The sequence below is a fragment of the Thermomonas sp. genome, from assembly GCF_035369645.1.
In the GTDB taxonomy this organism is placed as follows: domain Bacteria; phylum Pseudomonadota; class Gammaproteobacteria; order Xanthomonadales; family Xanthomonadaceae; genus Thermomonas.
In genome coordinates this window covers 8,017-27,437 of sequence record NZ_DAOOUM010000038.1, presented here as the reverse complement: position 1 = coordinate 27,437, position 19,421 = coordinate 8,017, and the positions used below count along the sequence as shown (strand labels likewise).

Annotated in this window: 21 protein-coding genes; 13 read left to right on the top strand and 8 right to left on the bottom strand. The window is 59.4% G+C overall.

Features of this window, described 5'->3' with window-relative positions:
- A partial coding sequence (locus tag PK789_RS08500; protein ID WP_324308341.1) for a S9 family peptidase occupies window positions 1-753 on the top strand: 753 nt, incomplete at its 5' end.
- Window positions 754-856: 103 nt separating this feature from the next.
- Window positions 857-2,107, top strand: coding sequence for a DUF819 family protein (locus PK789_RS08495; RefSeq protein ID WP_324308340.1), 1,251 nt, complete (start codon window positions 857-859; stop codon window positions 2,105-2,107).
- Between the two features lie 16 nt (window positions 2,108-2,123).
- On the opposite strand, the gene PK789_RS08490 is transcribed toward PK789_RS08495, so the two are convergent.
- The 3 genes from PK789_RS08490 to PK789_RS08480 are packed head-to-tail and all read right to left on the bottom strand — an operon-like array spanning window position 2,124 to window position 5,203.
- Window positions 2,124-3,116, bottom strand: coding sequence for a magnesium and cobalt transport protein CorA (locus PK789_RS08490; protein WP_324308339.1), 993 nt, complete (start codon window positions 3,114-3,116; stop codon window positions 2,124-2,126).
- Window positions 3,117-3,147: 31 nt separating this feature from the next.
- Entirely contained in the window at window positions 3,148-4,338 is a 1,191-nt protein-coding gene (locus PK789_RS08485; RefSeq protein WP_324308338.1) for a lipoprotein N-acyltransferase Lnb domain-containing protein, read from the bottom strand.
- Complete coding sequence (locus PK789_RS08480) at window positions 4,325-5,203, bottom strand: CorC family transporter (RefSeq protein WP_324308337.1); 879 nt, start codon at window positions 5,201-5,203, stop codon at window positions 4,325-4,327. The genes PK789_RS08485 and PK789_RS08480 overlap by 14 nt, the downstream gene beginning before the upstream one ends.
- A 162-nt stretch (window positions 5,204-5,365) precedes the next feature.
- Between PK789_RS08480 and PK789_RS08475 the strand changes: the two genes are divergently transcribed.
- Window positions 5,366-6,916 carry a tetratricopeptide repeat protein gene (locus PK789_RS08475; RefSeq protein WP_324308336.1) on the top strand — a complete coding sequence of 517 codons (1,551 nt, stop codon included), beginning with the start codon at window positions 5,366-5,368 and terminating at the stop codon, window positions 6,914-6,916.
- A gap of 6 nt (window positions 6,917-6,922) precedes the next feature.
- Here the strand turns inward: PK789_RS08475 and ybeY are convergent, their stop codons facing one another.
- Window positions 6,923-7,408 carry an rRNA maturation RNase YbeY gene (gene ybeY / locus PK789_RS08470; RefSeq protein WP_324308335.1) on the bottom strand — a complete coding sequence of 162 codons (486 nt, stop codon included), beginning with the start codon at window positions 7,406-7,408 and terminating at the stop codon, window positions 6,923-6,925.
- Window positions 7,409-7,417: 9 nt separating this feature from the next.
- Window positions 7,418-8,395: a PhoH family protein gene (locus PK789_RS08465; protein ID WP_324308334.1), complete on the bottom strand. Its 978-nt coding sequence runs from the start codon at window positions 8,393-8,395 to the stop codon at window positions 7,418-7,420.
- Window positions 8,396-8,481: 86 nt separating this feature from the next.
- Here PK789_RS08465 and PK789_RS08460 point away from each other — a divergent pair, with 86 nt between their 5' ends.
- Genes PK789_RS08460 through PK789_RS08445 form a run of 4 tightly spaced genes read left to right on the top strand, consistent with a single transcriptional unit; the run spans window position 8,482 to window position 12,128 of the window.
- Entirely contained in the window at window positions 8,482-9,153 is a 672-nt protein-coding gene (locus PK789_RS08460; RefSeq protein ID WP_324308333.1) for a TetR/AcrR family transcriptional regulator, read from the top strand.
- Window positions 9,150-10,112 (top strand): HlyD family secretion protein, encoded by a 963-nt coding sequence (locus PK789_RS08455; protein ID WP_324308332.1) that lies wholly within the window; start codon window positions 9,150-9,152, stop codon window positions 10,110-10,112. The genes PK789_RS08460 and PK789_RS08455 overlap by 4 nt, the downstream gene beginning before the upstream one ends.
- Before the next feature lie 13 nt (window positions 10,113-10,125).
- Entirely contained in the window at window positions 10,126-11,049 is a 924-nt protein-coding gene (locus tag PK789_RS08450; protein ID WP_324308343.1) for an ABC transporter ATP-binding protein, read from the top strand.
- Window positions 11,046-12,128: an ABC transporter permease gene (locus tag PK789_RS08445; RefSeq protein WP_324308331.1), complete on the top strand. Its 1,083-nt coding sequence runs from the start codon at window positions 11,046-11,048 to the stop codon at window positions 12,126-12,128. The genes PK789_RS08450 and PK789_RS08445 overlap by 4 nt, the downstream gene beginning before the upstream one ends.
- A gap of 54 nt (window positions 12,129-12,182) precedes the next feature.
- Here the strand turns inward: PK789_RS08445 and PK789_RS08440 are convergent, their stop codons facing one another.
- From PK789_RS08440 to miaB, 3 genes are all read right to left on the bottom strand, one after another.
- Window positions 12,183-12,479, bottom strand: a complete 297-nt coding sequence (locus tag PK789_RS08440) for an addiction module antidote protein (RefSeq protein WP_324308330.1) — start codon at window positions 12,477-12,479, stop codon at window positions 12,183-12,185.
- On the bottom strand, window positions 12,476-12,775 hold the full coding sequence (locus tag PK789_RS08435; RefSeq protein WP_324308329.1) for a type II toxin-antitoxin system RelE/ParE family toxin: 300 nt from the start codon (window positions 12,773-12,775) through the stop codon (window positions 12,476-12,478). Before PK789_RS08435 ends, PK789_RS08440 begins: the two co-directional genes overlap by 4 nt.
- A gap of 127 nt (window positions 12,776-12,902) precedes the next feature.
- The gene (gene miaB / locus PK789_RS08430; protein WP_324308328.1) at window positions 12,903-14,288 is read right to left on the bottom strand and encodes a tRNA (N6-isopentenyl adenosine(37)-C2)-methylthiotransferase MiaB; all 1,386 of its coding nucleotides are present in this window, start codon (window positions 14,286-14,288) and stop codon (window positions 12,903-12,905) included.
- 138 nt (window positions 14,289-14,426) lie between these two features.
- Here miaB and PK789_RS08425 point away from each other — a divergent pair, with 138 nt between their 5' ends.
- The 6 genes from PK789_RS08425 (at window position 14,427) to PK789_RS08400 (ending at window position 19,301) form a co-directional block, all read left to right on the top strand.
- Complete coding sequence (locus PK789_RS08425; RefSeq protein ID WP_324308327.1) at window positions 14,427-15,383, top strand: lytic transglycosylase domain-containing protein; 957 nt, start codon at window positions 14,427-14,429, stop codon at window positions 15,381-15,383.
- 90 nt (window positions 15,384-15,473) lie between these two features.
- Window positions 15,474-16,073, top strand: coding sequence for a ubiquinol-cytochrome c reductase iron-sulfur subunit (gene petA / locus PK789_RS08420; RefSeq protein WP_324308326.1), 600 nt, complete (start codon window positions 15,474-15,476; stop codon window positions 16,071-16,073).
- A 3-nt stretch (window positions 16,074-16,076) separates the two neighbouring features.
- Window positions 16,077-17,360: a cytochrome b gene (locus PK789_RS08415; RefSeq protein WP_324308325.1), complete on the top strand. Its 1,284-nt coding sequence runs from the start codon at window positions 16,077-16,079 to the stop codon at window positions 17,358-17,360.
- Complete coding sequence (locus PK789_RS08410; protein ID WP_324308324.1) at window positions 17,353-18,096, top strand: cytochrome c1; 744 nt, start codon at window positions 17,353-17,355, stop codon at window positions 18,094-18,096. The genes PK789_RS08415 and PK789_RS08410 overlap by 8 nt, the downstream gene beginning before the upstream one ends.
- 113 nt (window positions 18,097-18,209) lie before the next feature.
- Entirely contained in the window at window positions 18,210-18,845 is a 636-nt protein-coding gene (locus tag PK789_RS08405; RefSeq protein WP_324308342.1) for a glutathione S-transferase N-terminal domain-containing protein, read from the top strand.
- Between the two features lie 12 nt (window positions 18,846-18,857).
- Entirely contained in the window at window positions 18,858-19,301 is a 444-nt protein-coding gene (locus tag PK789_RS08400; RefSeq protein WP_324308323.1) for a ClpXP protease specificity-enhancing factor, read from the top strand.
- The last annotated feature ends 120 nt before the right edge of the window (window positions 19,302-19,421 follow it).

Here is a 19,421-nt window from a genome sequence, read left to right as displayed (position 1 = left end):
GTGCACGGCTATGTGGTCAAGCCGTGGAACTACAAGCCGGGCAAAAAATATCCGGTGGCATTCTTGATTCACGGCGGCCCGCAGGGCAGTTTTGGCGATGGCTGGAGCTACCGCTGGAACCCGCAAACCTATGCGGGGCAAGGCTATGCGGTGGTGATGATCGACTTCCACGGCAGCACCGGCTACGGCCAGGCGTTTACCGATGCGATTAGCCAGCACTGGGGCGACCGTCCGCTGGAAGACCTGCAAAAAGGTTGGGACGCTGCGCAGAAAAAATATGCATTTCTGGATGGCGGCAAAGCCTGCGCACTGGGGGCCAGCTATGGCGGCTTCATGATCAATTGGATCGAAGGTAACTGGTACGACAAGGCGGGCAATGCACCCTTCAAGTGCCTGGTCTCGCACGATGGCGTGTTCGAAAACCACGCCATGAGTTACGCCACCGAAGAACTTTGGTTCTCCGAATGGGAAAACGGCGGCACCCCTTACGACAACCCGCAAGGCCATCAAAAATTCAACCCGTCCAACCATGTGGCCAACTTCAAGGTGCCGATGCTGGTGGTGCATGGGCAGCAGGATTTCCGCATCCCGGTGGAGCAGGGGATTGCACTGTTCAGTGCATTGCAGCGCAAGGGCGTGCCGTCCAAGTTCCTGTACTTCCCGGACGAGAATCATTGGGTCCTGAAACCGCAAAACAGCGTGCAATGGCATGACAACGTCAATGCGTGGTTGAAGCAATACATCGGGCAGTAACCCGGATGCCGATGGCGAGGGCGTCGTGGGATTCGCGTAGCGGCATTGCGAGCCGTGCAGCGAATACCCGGCACCAGGCGCCATCGGGAACATAAGGAATGCAATGACTCAGGTCGAAGTGCCACAAGCCATCATCCACAACGACATCGTCATCTTCGGCCTGATCGCCGCTACCTTGGGCGCGGTGTTTTGGAGCGCATCCAGACCCGGCGGTTGGCAAAAATTTTACGGCGTGGTGCCGCCGTTGCTGCTGTGCTATTTGCTGCCCGGTATCTACAACTCCATCGGCCTGATCGACGGTGCGCACAGCAAGCTGTACAACCCGGTGGCCAGCCGGGTGCTGTTGCCGGCGGCGTTGGTGCTGTTGACCATGGCAGTGGACTTGAAAGCCATCCTCAAGTTGGGGCCCAAGTTGTTGGCGATGTACGCGGCGACGTCGGTCAGCATTATCTTGGGTGCGGCATTGGCCTTTATCAGCATGCGTGCCATCGCCCCGCAGACCATGGCGGGCGACACCTGGGCCGGCATGGCCACGCTGGCCGGTAGCTGGATTGGCGGCGGTGCCAACATGATGGCGATGAAAGAAATTTTTGATGTGGATGCCACCACCTTTGGCCGCTTTGCGGTGGTCGATGTGGGGGTGGGCTATGCGTGGATGGCGGCGTTGTTGATGCTGGCGCAGCGCGCAGCCAAGATCGACGCACGCAGCCGGGCCGACACGGTAGCACTGGATGATCTGAAACAGCGGGTTGAAGCCTACCGCACGCAGCACGAACGCATTCCTACATTGACCGATTTGATGGTCATCATGGGGATTGCGTTTGGCACGGTAGGCCTGGCGCATGCCCTGGCGGAGCCGCTATCGGCATGGTTTGGCGCGCATGTGTCGTGGGCGGCGCAGGTGAGTCTGGATGCGCCGTTTGTGTGGATCGTGGGGCTGTGCACCTTAGTCGGTTTGGGGTTGAGTTTTACCCGCGCGCGCGCGCTGGAAGGTGCCGGCGCATCGACAATTGGCACCTTGCTGCTGTACTACTTGATTGCCTCGATTGGCATGCAAATGGAAATTGGCGCGCTGTTCGAAAAGCCCCTGCTGCTGCTCTTGGGCGTGGTCTGGCTGGGCTTTCATATCGTGTTGTTGTGGCTGGTGGGGCGCTGGCTCAATGTGCCGCTGTTTTATTTCGCCATCGGCTCACAAAGCCATATCGGTGGCCCGGCCAGTGCGCCGGTGGTGGCGACGGCGTTCCATCCATCGCTGGCCCCAGTGGGCGCATTGCTCGGCACGCTGGGCTATGCCACGGGTACCGTGTTGGCGTATTTCACCGGGTTGATGTTGCGGGCATTGGCCGGCATGTAATGCCGATGGTATGGCGTCACAACCAGTCGATCTTGCGCAGATAGGCATACAGGCCAGTGCAGGCCAGTGCCACCACGCCAATCAAAACCGGATAGGCATAACGGCCATGTAGCTCGGGCATGTTTTGGAAGTTCATGCCGTACCAACTGGTGATCAAGGTGGGTGCGGCCAGCAACCCAGCCCAGCCGGCCAGCTTCTTGACGATTTCGCCCTGCGCCACTGTCACCAGTGACAGGTTCACGTTCATCGCAGCAGCGACCATTTCGCGCAAGGTGTCGATGGTGTCGCCGACCCGCACCGCGTGATCGTGCACATCGCGCAGATAGGGACGCACCACATCGGGAATAGTGATGGCGGGAGTGCGCATCAGCTGTGCCAAAATGTCTTGCATCGGGGTGACCGCCATCCGCATTCGGGTCAACTCTTTGCGCAATTGGTAGAGCCGCCGAATGGTGCCGCGTTTGTAGCTTTCGGCAAAGACGTCCTGTTCCAATGCATCCAGCTCTTGTTCAAAGGCCACTGCGATGGGCTGGTAGTTGTCCACGATGAAATCCAGCACCGCGTGCAGTGCGGCAGCAGGTCCCTGCGCCAAGGTTTTGGGATCACGTTCCAGTCGCTGCCGAACGGGGGTGTAACTGAGCGATGCACCATGTCGCACGGTGATCAAAAACCGCTGCCCGGCAAACACATGGGTTTCGCCAAAGCACACATGGTCGTCCACCCGTTGCGCGGTATGTGCGGCGATGAACAGGGTGCTGCCGAAGGCTTCCAGCTTGGGTCGTTGATGTGCGTTGTGGGCATCTTCAATGGCCAGATCGTGCAGACAAAATTCTTCTTGCAACTTGTCCAACAAGTGTTCTTCCGGCTCGTACAGACCCACCCAGACAAAGCTGCCATCATCCTGCGCCAATACATCGCTGATGGCATCCAGGGTGATGTCATGGCGGTGTCCGTTACGGTCGTAGGTGGCGCAATTGACCACACAGGTTGGGGTGACGGTTGTATTCATCGCGGCATCCTGCACCGAGAGGGGGTGGGCATCAAGCCTTGCGTGTAGCCCAGTAATTGGCGAATGCCAAGTGTATGGGGAACAAGAGCGCGATCCAGTGGCCGTTGCGTTGGGGCTGCACTTGTAGCCACAGCGGCAAGCACGCCAAACCTGCCAACACGGCGATCACGATCAGCAAGGTGTGCGCCCGTGATGTTGGCGCGCGTCCGCGTAGGCATGCCCATGCCGTTGGCAACAACAACAGGCACAATGGGTTGAATAGCAGTAAATTGCGATTGGCCCAGATCGCCTGATGTTCGGTGCATGCCCATGCATAGGTCAAGACCGCGCCGACTGTGCCGCATGCAAGCCACACACTGCCGGCAGTGACCGCCAGCAGGCGTGGATAACGCGGGCCGTATCCAGCCAATAATGCGGCCAGCACCACACCTGTCAGCAGCCACGGCCACAGCGCGATGGCATGCTCGGTGGGTTCGGCGGCTTGTCGTTGCGGTAGAAGTTCGATTTCTGTGGCCACCAAGGGTTGGCCATCGGCGCGGGTAACATTACGCAAATCATCGGCCAGACGGCGCGGGACAAAATCGACCCCCCAACGGGGCAATGGACGATCGGCTGCCGGCCCAAGTACGACATCAAAACTCAGCCACATCCACGCTGCGGGTGCGGCCAAGCGCAGCGACTCACTGCGCCAAGTATCGCCACTGGAGCGGCTTTCCAGTTGTTTTTTCAGGCGCCCGCCTAGGGCTTGGTTGAGGGCGTCACGCACGCGGGTGGCACAATTGCTGGTGTAGTAGTCGTAGCGATAGCGCGCATGTTCGGGCTTGGCGTTGTCAGCCAGTGCGGCTGCCAGTGTGCGTGCCTGCGCGGCATCGAGGTTTAGCCATTGCAAACGCGCGCCGCGACCCACCTCGCGGTAATAGGCCAAATCTTGATCTAGCGGTAGCGCCACCAGCATGTAGCGCATGTCGCCTCGGATGAAGCGACCAATGAAGCCGGCTTCTTCCATGTCGAAATAGCCAAAGTTGTAGCTGATGGGTGCGCCTTGGGCAGGGTCACTCACCACGATGGCATCGTGACCGAAACGCTCCCAGAACACATCACCTGGCCCCATCGTCAACACGCCAATACGCGGTGCAGGGGGTGCGGGTTGTGCGTGGAGAAGCGCACTGGCGACCAGCAGCCACAGCGCCAATAACCAGCGCAGCGTTTTACTCCGGTGCATGCACACCCACATGCAGGGCTTGCAAGCGGCGCGCGTCGGCGCGTGCCACACGGAAGCTAAAGCGGCCCAAGGTCAAAGTTTCGCCGGCCTCGGGTAGATGCCCAATTTCGGCGGTTACGAGGCCACCGATGGTGTCGTATTCGTCGTCATCAAAGTCTGCATCAAAGCGCGCATTGAAATCCGCAATCGGGGTCAGGGCATCCACCACAAATTGCCCATCGGCCTGTGCTGCAATCAGCAAGCCTTCGTCGCTGGCATCGTCATGCTCGTCGTCGATCTCGCCAACGATTTGTTCCAGCACATCTTCAATGGTGACCAAACCGGCCACACCACCGTATTCATCAATCACAATCGCCATATGGTTGCGTGATTGGCGGAATTCACGCAGCAGTACGTTGAGGTTCTTGGATTCAGGTATCAGCACGACGGGGCGCAACAAGTCGTGGATGCTGGATGCGGCGTTGTCGGCCACCACGCCACGCAGCAAATCTTTGGCCAGCAAGATGCCCAGAATCTCGTCTTTGTCTTCGCCATGCACCGGAAAACGAGAATGGCCAGACGCCACCACCTGTTTCATCAAATCCAGCAATTTGCCGTCAGCGGGCAAGGCCACCATTTGTGCGCGTGCCACCATTACATCGCCCACGGTCATGTCGGCGATGGCGATGGCACCTTCCATCATCCGCAGGGTATCCGGCCCGATGACGCCATCGGCTTGCACATCGCGCAGTAATTCGACCAAATCCTCGCTGCTGGTGGGCTCGCCAGATAGCGCTGCGCTGATCCGGTCCAGCCACGAGCGGTGCGGCTTTTCGGCGGGTCTTTCGTCAGAGTCGGCGGTGTGCCGACTGTCGTCCTCGGACATGGGGCGTGGGGGCCTTGTGATGTATACCTGTAAAGTCTAACGAATCTTGCGGTTGAACATGGCCATGGTCGCCAACATGCCAATAATCGACGGGACTTATGCTTGCATCCGTCGGATTTGCGTTGCTCAATGCAGATTGACACCAAGCATGGGGATTTGAGGATGCAGGCAGAGGTCAGCAAGGCCAGACAAACCCGAGTTCACCGGAATCTTTTGCTGGCGCTGCCGGTGGCATTGCTGCTGGCTTGTGGTGCATGCAGCCGTGCACCCAGTGCTACCCCGGTAGCTACCCCGACGGCGCGCGTCACTGCGGCTGTGGCAGACCAGGAAATTAGCCGCGTGGTCGCAGTGCTGCCCATGCCAGCGACGGGCAATGACCCTGACGCGCAAGCATTTGCCGATGGGATGGCCGACCACTTCACACGTGCGCTGGCTTTGTTACCAGGGGTGGCCACCATCAGCCGTGAATCGGCATTTCGCTATCGCAATTCCAGCGAACTCAATAGTGTGATTGGCGAAACACTGGGCGCAACACATTTGCTGCGTGGGCGTGTGCAACGGCAAGCAGGTGTGTTGCGGCTGGATGTGGAGTTGATCTTGGCCGATGATGGCAGCAGCCTGTGGTCGCAGCATTACCAACGCGTCGACGGTGAATTGTTTGGCTTGCAAGACGAGATCGTGGCAGCGCTGGCCAAGGCCATGAACACCGGCGATGCGGCAAAGCCAACGCAGGATGATCGCCCACCCAATGGCAACACCGAGGCATATGCCGCCGTATTGCGTGGGGATGCGTTGGCAACCCAGGCCGATATTTTCAGTGCACGGCAAGCTGTTGATGCGTATCAGCGTGCGGTAGATCTGGACCCCAATTACGCCTATGCGCATGCACGCCTGGCGCAGGCGCGGGTGCGCCAGATTACACAGTTTCCATTGGATGAAACCGACGCTGGCAATCAAGCCGAAATGGCACGTCGGGATGCCGCAGCGGCGCTGCGCTTGGCGGATGATCTGGCAGAGGCACAACTTGCCAATGCTGTCTGGCTGGCGACGGTAGCCCACGATCAAGCCGGTGCGCTGGATGCCACGCGGCGTGCTTTGGCGCGGCAGCCACAGAATGCGCAATTGCTGTCGATGCTGGCGCTGCGGCAAATCGGGTTTGGCCAATTGGATCAAGCCGTTGACAGCCTGCGCGGAGCCCTGAAAACCAACCCGTTATCGGCCCCCACGTTGTATAGCTTGGGCAGTGTGTATTTGAGTCAGGCCGATTACCCACAGGCCGAGCACACATTGAAAGAAGCGTTGGAATTGGCGCCGGGTTTACCGCTAGCGCAGGCATTTTTGGCGATGGCGGTCTTCCAACAAAATCGCACCAGTGAGGCCATCACCATTGCCAAGCGCGAGCCGGTACCGCTATGGCGCAGCTACGCGCTGGCGATGGCGTATTGGGCCAATGGCGATCGCAGCCAGTCGGATGAAGAATTACAGGTTTTGATTCGTCAACATGCCAAAGATGCCGCTACCCAAATCGCCGGCGTGTATGCCCAGCGCGATGACGAGGCGCAAATGTTTCATTGGTTGGAAGCTGCGCGTCAATCCGGCGATCCGGGGTTAGCGGAAATCCGCTACATGCCGTATATCTCGCGCTATGCCAATGATCCGCGTTTCGTGGCCTTGGTCAAGGTGCAGGGCTTGGCCACTGCACCAAGTAAATAACTGCGCTTAGGGTGTTTCCAAATAGGGATCTGGCAGGCCGAGCCCGGCCAAGATATCGCGTTCCAGTTGTTCCATTGCAACAGCTTCGCGCGGGTCGATGTGGTCTAGCCCCAGCAAGTGCAAGCAGCCGTGCACAGTTAGGTGTGCGTAATGCGCATTGCGCGGCTTGCCTTGCTCGTTTGCTTCGCGGGCCACGACGGGTGCGCAAATCACCAAATCGCCCAATAAGGGCAGTTTCACCCCTTTGGGCAGGCCTTCCGGCAGCTCCGCCGGGAAGCTCAGCACATTGGTGGCGTAATCTTTGCCGCGATAGTGGCGGTTCAGGGCACGGCCTTCTTCGCAATCCACGATGCGAATAGCCAAATCGGCCTCACGAATGCGACCAGCCAATGCTGCCGACACCCATTTGCGAAAACTCGCCGCCGCAGGAATCCCCGCACGCGGTAGCGCATAGCCAACGGCAACATCGAGACGAACGGGGCCTTGGGTCATACTGTGATCTTACCCCTGCACGGCGGCGGCGTCGCGCGCCTCATAGGCATTGACGATGCGTGCCACCAGCGGGTGTCGTACCACGTCGCGGGATTCGAAGAAGGTGAAGCTGACACCGTCCACTCCGCGTAGCACTTCGATGACATCTTTCAAGCCGGATTTCTGGTGCTTGGGTAAATCGATTTGGGTGACATCGCCGGTGATGACGGCGGTGCTGCCAAACCCCAGCCGGGTCAGGAACATCTTCATCTGTTCGATACTGGTGTTTTGCGCTTCGTCGAGAATCACGAAGGCATCGTTGAGCGTGCGTCCGCGCATATAAGCCAGCGGCGCGATCTCGATGACGTTGCGCTCCAGCAACCGCGCCACTTTTTCAAGCCCGAGCATTTCATAGAGTGCGTCGTAAAGCGGACGCAGATACGGATCAACTTTTTGGGTCAAATCGCCGGGCAGAAACCCCAGTTTTTCTCCGGCTTCCACCGCTGGGCGTACCAGAATCACGCGCTGCACACGCGACTGATTCAGTGCGTCCACCGCCATCGCAACCGCGAGATAGGTTTTGCCGGTACCGGCCGGGCCCACGCCAAAATTGATGTCGTGACTGGCGATGGCGTGCAGATAGTTGCGCTGGTTGGTGCCGCGCCCACGCAAGGTGCCGCGCTTGACCCGCACGGCGATGTCTTGCATCGGATCGGCGGGTGTTGATGCTGTGGTGGTTGTGACGTCGCGATATGCACCCAAGCGAAGATGGATGGCATGTTCATCGAGCACTTCGTGTTCGGTATCGGCATAGAGCTGTTGCAGCAGGCGCTGGGTCTGCGCGGCCGCTTCTGCGTCACCATGGATGCGAAACACGCTGCCACGGTTGGCAATTTCCACACCCATGCGCAACTCGATCAAGCGCAAATGCGCGTCGAACGGGCCGCACAGATTGGCCAAGCGTTCCAGGTCGTCGGGGGTGAGGGTGAAGTCGGGGTGTTGATTCATGGTGCAAAGGGTAACGCGATGGCTGGCATGGGGTGAACGGTTGTCTTGACTTGACATTTAATTAATCAATCAATTAAATATGTGAAATGGATACTATCAAAGCGCAAAAGAAGTCCCCGGCATCCCGTAAGCGAGCGCCGGGCCGGCCGGTGGCGGATACGCTGGATCAGCGCGAGGGTGTATTGGATGCGGCCCTGGCGTGCTTTGTGGCGCATGGGATCGCTGGCACGTCGCTGCGCGAAATCGCCAAACAGGCCGGGGTTACACCGGCGCTATTGCATTACTACTTCGGCGACAAAGCGCAACTACTTGCGGCAGTGGTGGAGGCGCGAGTGCTGCCGGTTTTTCACCTGATCCGCGCACATTTGCTGGAGGCGGGCGATGACATGTCATCGCTGGTGCTGGGGTTTGTCGATGGGGTGATGCAAGCGGTGGCGCTGCACCCATGGTGGCCGCAGTTGTGGGTACGCGAGGTGCTGTGCGAAGGCGGGGCATTACGCGATTTGTTGCTGACCAAAGTGGCACCGGAGTTGTCGCAGTTATTGTTGCTGCGGTTCCAAAAGGCGCAACGAGAAGGGGGCATGAACCCGCAACTGGATCCGCGCTTACTGCTACCCACCTTGGTGGGGTTGACGTTATTGCCTGCAGCTGGGGCTGCAATTTGGCGGGAGTTGTTCGATGCGCATGATCTTGGGATGCAGGATGTGCGACGGCATGCACTGGCGCTACTGGATCGTGGCTTGGAGCTGACACCATGAACAAACCATTTGCCATCGCCACCGCGCTGGCCGCCCTTGCCGTTGCTGGCTGCAGCAAGCCGGCGCCGCAGGTGTTGGGTACACTGGAATGGGATCGCATCACCTTGCCATCGCCAGCGGCGGAAAGAATCGTGGCCATCGATGTGCATGAGGGCCAGCAGGTGACCGCGGGCACGCGTCTGATGCAACTGGAGGTGACCCGCACGCGTGCGCAAGCCGATGCAGCGCAAGCACAGGCGCGGCAAAGCAGTGAGGCCTTGGCGGAGTTGCGCGCCGGGCCACGCCAGGAGCAGATCGCACAAGCCCGCGCCAGTGTCGCGGCAGTACAGGCACAGGCCGTGGATGCACGTGCGGCGTATGCTCGCCTGCGCACCTTGGGGCAACGGCAGTTGGTGGCGGCGGCCGAGGTCGATCGTGCACGCGCGGCGACCGGCAATGCCGATGGCCAATTGCGGGCCGCACAGGCTGCGTTGGACGAACTGCTGCACGGTACCCGCAGCGAGCGCATCCAGCAGGGCGAAGCCGCGGCAGCGGCGGCGCAGGCGCAGGCTGCGGTGCAAGCGGCCACGTTGGGCAAACTCGATATCACCGCACCGCGCGATGGCCGGGTGGACAGCCTGCCGTACAAACTTGGCGACCAGGCTCCGGTTGGTTCACCCCTAGCCATTTTATTGGTGGGCAACGTGCCGTATGCGCGCGTTTATGTGCCCGAGCCACTGCGTGTACACGTGAAGCCGGGGCAGGCAGCGCAAGTGTTTGTGGATGGCCACGCGGGTGCGTTGCCTGGGCATGTGCGGATGGTGCGCAGCGAACCGGTATTCACCCCGTACTACGCACTAAGTGGTGACGATGCAGCGCGCCTGAGCTATTTGGCCGAAATCGTCCTGGATGCACCGGCAGGCTTGCCGGCGGGGGTACCGGTGCGGGTGGAATTTGCAGGCGTCACACATGGTCGGTGAGCCTGCCGATGCCATCCACGCACGCGGCCTGAGCAAGCGTTTTGGCGGATTGTTGGCGGTGGATCAAGTGGATCTACGGGTGCCGCGTGCCTGCGTGTATGGCTTTCTGGGGCCGAATGGATCCGGTAAATCCACCACCATCCGCATGTTGTGTGGACTGCTGACGCCCAGTGCTGGGCAAATCGACGTGCTGGGCCTGCGCATCCCAGAGCAAGCCGAAGCCCTGCGCCGGCGTATTGGTTACATGACACAAAAATTTTCGCTGTACGAAGACCTGAGTGTCCGCGAAAACCTAGAATTTCTCGCCACGGTACAAGGCCTGCCGCGCGCACTGCGCCGGCAACGGGTGGAGACGTTGTTGCACACCTACGACCTGGCCGACCGTGCCGGTCAGTTGGCCGGCACCATGAGTGGCGGCCAAAAGCAACGTCTGGCGCTGGCTGGCGCCGTGGTGCATCAGCCCGAACTACTGTTTCTGGATGAGCCCACCAGCGCGGTTGATCCGGAATCGCGGCGCGGATTTTGGGAAAAATTATTCGATCTGGCCGATGCCGGCACCACAATCTTGGTATCCACGCACTACATGGATGAAGCCGAGCGCTGCCATCGCATCGCCATTCTTGATCGTGGTCGCCTGGTCGCCGATGGCACACCCACCGCCCTGACCGCAGGCTTGCAGGGTCGCACTTTGGGCGTGCAAGCGCAGGAGCCGCGCCGTGCTCAGACCGCGCTGCATGCGGTGGCGGGCGTTCTCAGCGTGGCCCAGATCGGTAATGAATTGCGGGTGCTGTGTATGGACGATGGCGATGCCGGCACGCGCGTGGCGCGTGCATTGCAAGCGCAGGGCATCAGCGCAACGGTGTCCGCCATTGCCCCGAATTTGGAAGATGTATTTGTGTCTGCCACCCAGCATCGTGTGGTGGAGGTCGCGGCATGAAGCTGCAACAAATCTTCGCGGTGATGTGGAAAGAACTACGGCAAATGGCACGCGATCGCATGACGGTGGCGATGATGATCGGCATCCCCAGCATGCAATTGTTGTTGTTTGGTTATGCCATCAATCCGGATGTACGGCACCTGCCCGCCGCCGTCGCCGACATGGCCAATACGGCGGGTTCGCGTGCCTTGGTGCAGGACATGTTTGCCACCGATATCGTGCGGTCGGTGGCAGGTGCGCGCACGCCGCAAGAATTGCAGGCACTGTTGCAGGCAGGGCAGATCCGGATTGGTATTTTGATCCCGGCCGATTACGAGCGTCGCCGCTTGGATGGTCGTGAAGCCGTGCAAGTGATCGTCGATGGTAGCGATACATCTGTGCAAGCCAGTGCTCGCCAGTTGGCGCAAATGCCACTAGAAGGCCAGCGCGTCGCAGGACCTGCGCAAATCAGCGTATTGCCGCTGTACAACCCGCGTCGCATCGCCGCGATCAATGTCGTGCCGGGACTGATAGGCGTCATCTTGACCATGACCATGGTGATGTTCACTGCCATGGCCATTGTCCGTGAGCGCGAACGTGGCAATCTCGAATTACTCATCACCACGCCGGTCACCAGCGCCGAATTGATGATCGGCAAAGTCTTGCCCTACATCGCTGCCGGGTTAGTGCAGGCGACCTTGGTGCTGGTGTTGGGCGCGTGGCTGTTTCAAGTCCCGGTACATGGCACGTTATGGGATGTGTATGCAGCTTCGGTACTGTTGATCGTGGCCAACCTCAGCTTGGGTCTGCTGGTTTCGACCATGGCTAAAACCCAGTTTCAGTCGATGCAGATGGCATTTTTCTTGTTCCTACCATCGATCATGCTGTCTGGTTTCATGTTTCCTTTCGATGGCATGCCGAAGGTCGTGCAGTGGCTGGCGGAAGTGCTGCCGTTGACCCATTTCATCCGCTTGATTCGTGGCGTCATGTTACGCGGCGCCGGGCTGTTGGAACTATGGCCTGATGCACTGGCGCTGGCGGGTTTCAGTGTGGCGATGATGACGTTGGCCATCTTGCGCTTTCATAAACGGCTGGATTAGACGGCTTACGCCTGAGTTAAGCCGCCACGAAGCGGGTTCGGCTTGAACGAATTGTTAGGTCTGGCTTGCATGAACTGGCGTTGTGTGTAGCTCAACACCCAATGCGCGCACCAATTTGATGATGGTGTCATATCTCGGCTTTGCGCCTGGAGCTAGTGCTTTGTACAGACTCTCACGGCCAAGCCCAGTGTCCTTGGCAAGTTTGCTCATGCCACGGGCTTTGGCGACGTCAGCGATGGCCTGAAGGAAGACGTTTGGATTTTCATCCTCCAGCGCGGCGTTGAGGTACTCCGCAATAACAACGTCATTGTCGAGGTAGTCGGCGGCGTCAAATGCGGCAATGTTCTTCATGGGGCCTCCAAGCTCTTCAAGAGAGCTTTAGCAGTACGAATGTCCTTTGGCTGGGAAGACTTGTCTCCCGCGCACAAAAGCAAATAGGTGATCTCGCCTCTGCGGCAGTAGTACAGACGATAGCCGGGGCCGACATGTACCCGCATTTCCGAGATGCCTTCACCAACGGGTGCACAGTCTCCGAAGTTTCCCGCTTCTGCGGAGCGGATACGGGCAATGACACGAGCCTTTGCGATGGGGTCGCGCAGGTCTTTGAGCCATGCGTCGAACTCCGAGGTGCGAAGGAAAGTGCTCACACCGCAATGTATCCGAAAGGATACGCGCATGTCAACGAGCGATTAAGCGCGGTGCCAGGCCTGAATTAGACGGCAGGGAAAGGCGCCACTGCCATCCATGGCGCAGCAGATGTCGATCGGGCATCTGCTAGGCGTGCCTGCATTCCCCGCGTAGCGAATTGCTCATCGCCTGGGTGATCTGCACATCGACAAATTGACCAATCAGGCGAGGATGGCCGGCAAAGTTCACCGAGCGCATATTTTCGGTCTTGCCGGTCAACTCGTTCGGATCTTTGCGCGATGGGCCTTCCACCAGCACGGTTTGCACGCTACCCACCATCGCCTGCGAAATCGTGGCCGCGTGCGCACTGATATGTTTTTGCAGGCGGTCGAGGCGCGCGTGTTTTTCTTCGCTGGAGGTGGTGTCTTCCAAGTCGGATGCCGGGGTGCCAGGGCGACGGGAATAAATGAACGAGAAGCTTTGGTCGAAGCCCACGTCTTCGATCAATTTCATGGTCTTTTCAAAGTCCGCAGCGGTTTCGCCCGGGAAGCCGACGATGAAGTCCGAGGACACCGAAATATCCGGCCGCACCGCACGCAGCTTGCGAATTTTTTGCTTGAATTCCAGCGCCGTGTAGCCGCGTTTCATCGCCGACAAAATACGGTCGCTGCCGGCTTGTACTGGCAGGTGCAGATAGTTGGCCAGCTTAGGCACGTCGCGGTAGGCCTCCACCAGTGAATCAGAAAATTCCAGTGGGTGCGAGGTGGTGAAGCGAATACGGCCAATGCCGTCGATCTCGGCAATGGCGCGGATCAACAGCGCCAAATCTGCAGTGTCCTCGCCATCACCCAGCGGGCCACGGTAGGCATTGACGTTCTGGCCCAACAAGTTCACCTCACGCACGCCCTGCGCGGCCAGCTCGGCCACTTCGGTCAGTACCGACTCAAACGGGCGGCTGATTTCTTCACCACGGGTATAGGGCACCACGCAGTAAGAGCAATATTTCGAACAACCTTCCATGATCGATACGAAGGAGGTGGGGCCTTCGGCGCGTGGTTCAGGCAGGCGATCGAATTTTTCGATTTCCGGAAAACTGATGTCCACCTGCGGCGCGTTTTGTTCGCGGCGCGCACGCAGCAGCTCGGGCAGCCGGTGCAGGGTTTGCGGGCCAAACACCAAATCCACATACGGCGCACGGTCGAGGATGGCGGCTCCTTCTTGCGAGGCCACGCAGCCGCCCACGCCAATCAACACCGGGCGCTCGCCTTGTTTCAGGCGCTTCCAGCGGCCCAGTTGGCTGAAGACTTTTTCCTGTGCTTTTTCGCGGATCGAGCAGGTATTGATCAGGATGACGTCGGCTTCGTCGGCATTTGTGGTCAATTCCATGCCTTCTTCGGCATGCAGGACATCGGCCATTCGTGCCGAGTCATACTCGTTCATCTGGCAGCCGTGGGTCTGGATATAAAGCTTTTTGCTGCCGGGGCGAGAAGGGCGAGCAGCGGGCAGGGTTGGCAGGTCGTGCAGGTCGGTCATGGCAGGCTCCGGGGCGCGGTGCTGAGTCCGGGCCGGGTGGGGAATCGGCCATTCTAACGGCTGTAAATCAGTGGCGGCAGCTTGCTTTGAAAAATCAAGGGCTTGCCATCTTGCGGCGATAGCGCAAAACTGCCGGCCATGAAGGGGCGGGTGACCATACTATTGTCGTTGCTGCTGCTGGCGGGGCCTGCCCTTGCCGGCAGGGTCTATCGCTGCGATTTGAACGACGGCAGCACCAGCTATGTCAGCAAGCGTGTGGCTGGTGGTAGTTGCAAACTGGTGGGCAATTTCCCCAATCGGCCCGTGGCAGTGCGCAAGCCGGTGGTAAAGGCGGCAAGCCCGGTAGTCGCCGGCGTTGCTCCGGCCCTTGCATTCAAGCCGGTGACTGATCAAAAAGCACCCACGTCCGTGCCAGTGTTGACGGCCCCCGTTGCTGCTGCACCATCGGCATCCACGCCGCCGCCTACGCCGACAGCGCCCAAGCTGATTCGCGGGCAGGTGTATGCGTATGTCGGCAAAGATGGGGTGCGCAATTACACCAGCGTGCGTCCGGCGGGTATGGCGGCGGCATCGGTGCGCACCATCCAGTACAGCTATATGGAAACCTGCTATGCCTGCGGGGTGTTGCCGGGGCTCAATTTCCGCAGCTTGCGACTGAATACCACGGCCTATCAGGATGAAATTCGCGCCGCCGCGCGCGAGCACGGGGTGGATGAGGCCATCGTGCGTGCCATCATCCATGCCGAATCCGCGTTCAATCCCAATGCGCTATCGCGGGTGGGTGCGCAGGGCTTGATGCAGCTGATGCCCGGCACCGCGCGCAGGTTTGGGGTCATGGATGCGTTCAATGCCGGTCAGAATATTCGTGGTGGCGTGCAATATCTGGCGTGGTTGCTGAAGCGGTTCAACGGCAATCTGAGTCTGGCGGCTGCCGGCTACAATGCGGGGGAAGGGGCGGTGGACAAGTACGGAGGGGTGCCGCCGTACAGTGAAACCCAGCGGTATGTACAGCGTGTGGCGGTATTAGCGGAGCGGTATCGGAGTGGCTTAAATCCCGTCGCCTTGCCAAGTCAAGGCGGATTGTCGGCTCGTTAAGGCTTCCGTTACACTTCCCTGTCTTTTGCGGTCCAGCGGCGACAAATGCCGTGGGTCGCATGTGTGTCCAGTTTTCTAACGGAGTGCGGGATGGCCAACGAAGAGGTCAACACCGGCAGGCGCCGGTTCCTCACCGCGACGACAGCGGTGGTGGGGGCGGTGGGTGCCGGGTTTGCGGCAGTGCCGTTCATCAAGTCGTGGAGCCCCAGTGCGCGCGCGCGTTTTGCGGGTGCGCCGGTAACCCAGGACATCAGTGCCTTGGCCGATGGCCAACAGCTGGTGATCAACTGGCGTGGTCAGCCGATCTACATCGCCAAGCGCACCAAGGCGATGCTGGATGTGATGAAGACGCTGGATCCCACCTTGGCCGACCCCAATTCGGCCAATGCTGACCAGCAACCCAAATACGCGCAAAACCCCACGCGCTCGATCAAGCCGGAAATTTCGGTGCTGGTGGGCGTGTGTACGCATTTGGGCTGTGCCCCGGAATTTTTGCCGGAAGTGAAGCCCGAGCCGTTTGACCCGAACTGGAAGGGTGGTTATTTCTGCCCCTGCCACAAATCGCGTTATGACCTTGCCGGGCGCGTGTTGAAGGCGCAGCCGGCACCTGCCAATCTGCCGGTGCCGCCTTACCACTTCGAAAACGACAACACGCTGGTAATTGGTGTTGATCCGAAAGGAGCTGCGTAAGCCATGACCAACAAGATCGTAGAAACTGTCTGCAATGCCGCCAATGGCGTGATGGACTGGGTCAATGCGCGTGCACCCGGCATGATGCCGGCGTACCGCAAGCACATGACCGAGTACTACGCACCCAAGAATTTCAACATCTGGTACATCTTCGGGGTGTTGTCGATGGTGGTGCTGGTCAACCAGATCGTCACCGGTATTTTCCTGACCATGCACTTCAAGCCCAGCGCGGCGGAAGCGTTTGGCTCGGTCGAATACATCATGCGCGATGTGGACTGGGGCTGGCTGATCCGCTACATGCACAGCACCGGTGCCTCACTGTTCTTCGTTGTTATCTATCTGCACATGTTCCGTGGCCTGATGTACGGCAGCTACCGCAAACCGCGCGAGCTGGTGTGGCTGCTGGGCATGGTGATCTATCTGGTGCTGATGGCCGAAGCCTTCATGGGCTACGTGCTGCCGTGGGGCCAGATGTCGTACTGGGGTGCCAAGGTCATCATCTCGCTGTTCGGCGCGATCCCGGTCATTGGTGGCGGCCTAACCGAATGGATCATGGGCGACTTCAACCCGGGTGATGCCACTTTGAATCGCTTCTTCGCGCTGCACGTGATTGCGATGCCACTGGTGCTGCTGTTGTTGGTGGTGCTGCACATCTTCGCGCTGCATGAAGTGGGCTCCAACAACCCCGACGGCGTAGAAATCAAGAAGGGGCCAAAGGGCAACCGCTGGTCGCCGACCGCACCCGCCGACGGCATTCCGTTCCATCCGTACTACACGGTCAAGGACACCTTCTATGTCGGCTGCTTCCTGATCATTGCCGCTTTCATCATCTTCTTTGCCCCCACCTTTGGCGGCTGGTTCTTGGAGCATGACAACTTCACCGAGGCCAACCCGCTGGTGACCCCGGCGCATATCAAGCCGGTGTGGTACTTCACTCCGTATTACGCCATGTTGCGGGTGATTCCGTCATTCTTCGGGATCAAGCTGTGGGGCGTATTGGTGATGTTTGGTGCGATCGTGATGTTGTTCCTGGTGCCGTGGCTGGATAAGTCGCCAGTCAAGTCCTACCGCTATCGTGGCCCGCTGAGCTGGGTGATGCTGCTGATGTTCGCGTTCTGCTTCTTGTGGTTGGCCAAGATTGGTGCCGGCCCCGGCACGGATCCGGTAGAAGCCATCATCGGGCGCGTACTGACCTTCCTCTATTTCGCTTTCTTCATCACCATGCCGGTCTGGTCCAAGCTGGACAAGACCAAGCCGGTGCCGGAACGGGTGACGATGCATGACTAAGAATTTTCTGTCCCGCGTAGCGCTGCTGGTAGCTGGCGCACTGCTCTCCGTGGCGGCCTTCGCCAATGAAGGTGGCAACCTGCAACAGTCGGGCACCGACTTGACTGACAAGGCCTCGCTGCAACGCGGTGCTGCCGGTTTTATGAATTATTGCAGCGGCTGCCACTCGCTGAAATACCTGCGCTATGCGCGCATCGGTGAAGATCTGGGCCTGAGCGAAGATGAGGTGATGCAAAACCTCAATTTCAGTGGCGGCAAGATCGGTGACCATGTGCTGTCGGCAATGCCGCCCGAGCTGGCCAAGTCCGCGTTTGGCAAGGCACCGCCGGATCTGTCGGTGATTGCCCGTGTACGTGGTAGCGACTGGATCTACACCTATCTGAAGTCGTTCTATCTGGATGAAACCCGTCCCGTAGGCTGGAATAACACCCTGTTCCCCAACGCGTCGATGCCGAACCCATTGTGGGAACTGCAAGGCGTGCAGCAGCCGGTGTATGGCAAGAAGACCGCCACCGGTGACCTGCCGGTGGAAGGTTTCACCATCAGCCAGCCGGGCCGGCAAACTGCCCAGCAGTTTGACCAGACTGTGCGCGACATCACCGCGTTCTTGGAGTACGCCGGTGAGCCGGCTGCACTCAAGCGTCAAAACGTGGGCGTGTGGGCGATCTTGTTCCTAGTGTTCTTTGCCTTCATGGCATGGTTGTTGAAACACGAATATTGGCGGGACGTTCACTGACGCGGTAATCCCGGCAGGGACGCCGACCGCATCGAACGTTGCTTGACGGTTGCCCGCATCCTGCGGGCAACGCAGGTGCATCCGGAAGTCCGGGTGTGGGAGTTGTCCTAATGATGGCTGTGAGTCCGCGCATGCGTAACGCCTTGACCTTATTTTCTTCGGTGGATGATGTTTTGTGTCACCGGGTGCGTCTGGTGTTGGCGGCCAAAGGTGTCACCTATGACTTCATTGCGGTCGATCCACAAAACCCGCCAGAAGATCTGATCGACCTCAACCCCTACCACTCGGTGCCAACCTTGGTAGAGCGCGACTTGGTGCTGTACGCCGCCAGTGTGGTCAGCGAATATCTGGATGAGCGTTACCCGCATCCGCCGTTGATGCCAGTGGAACCACTTGCGCGCGCGCGTCTGCGGCTTGCGATGTTGCGCATCGAGCACGACTGGGTACCACAAGTGCAGGCGATCCAGCTGGGCAACAAGCAGCAGGCCGAAGCGGGCCGCAAGCGCCTGAAAGAACTACTGGCGCAATCGTTGCCGCTGTTCAAGGCTTACAAATTCTTCCTCAATGCCGAAATGAGTCTGGCCGACTGCGCAATGGCCCCGATTATCTGGCGCTTGGAAGCTCTGGGTGTGCCGTTGCCGAAAGATGGCAAGGTCATCGAGGATTACGGCAACCGGATTTTCCGCAATCCGGGTTTCGTACGCAGCCTGACCGAACAAGAAAAAAAGCTGCGTGACGTGCCTCTGTAACTGTTGCCTACCATGACCCAGTCACCGCCCCCTGCAATGACCAGTCAGCGCCCGTACTTGATGCGGGCGATCTACGAGTGGATTGTCGATAACGGCATGACTCCGCATGTGCTGGTCAATGCGCGCGCTCCTGGCGTGCGCGTGCCGGCACACACGGTCAAGGATGGGCAAGTGGTGCTCAATATTGCCGACCGCGCGGTTTCACGGTTGGAAATGGGTAATGATGCGCTGCGTTTTTCGGCACGCTTCGGTGGTGTGAGTCAAAGCGTGGTGGTGCCGTTGCATGCGGTCATCGCCATCTATGCGCGTGAAACCGGGCAGGGCATGGGGATGCCGGAAGAACCGCAGAGCGACGCCACCGAAATGGCAGCGCAAGAACCTGAAGCGGCGGACTCGCCACCGGAAACCAAGCCAGAACCGCCTAAGCGCGGCAACCATCTGCGCATCATCAAATAACCACCTGCCTCACGCAGTTACGTGTGCGGAAAGCTGCGCACCACCGCCTGCGCGGCACGGCTGGGGCCGCTGAAGCCCACCAGCTTGTCGCCCACCAACACGATGCGGCCAATGTGCCGG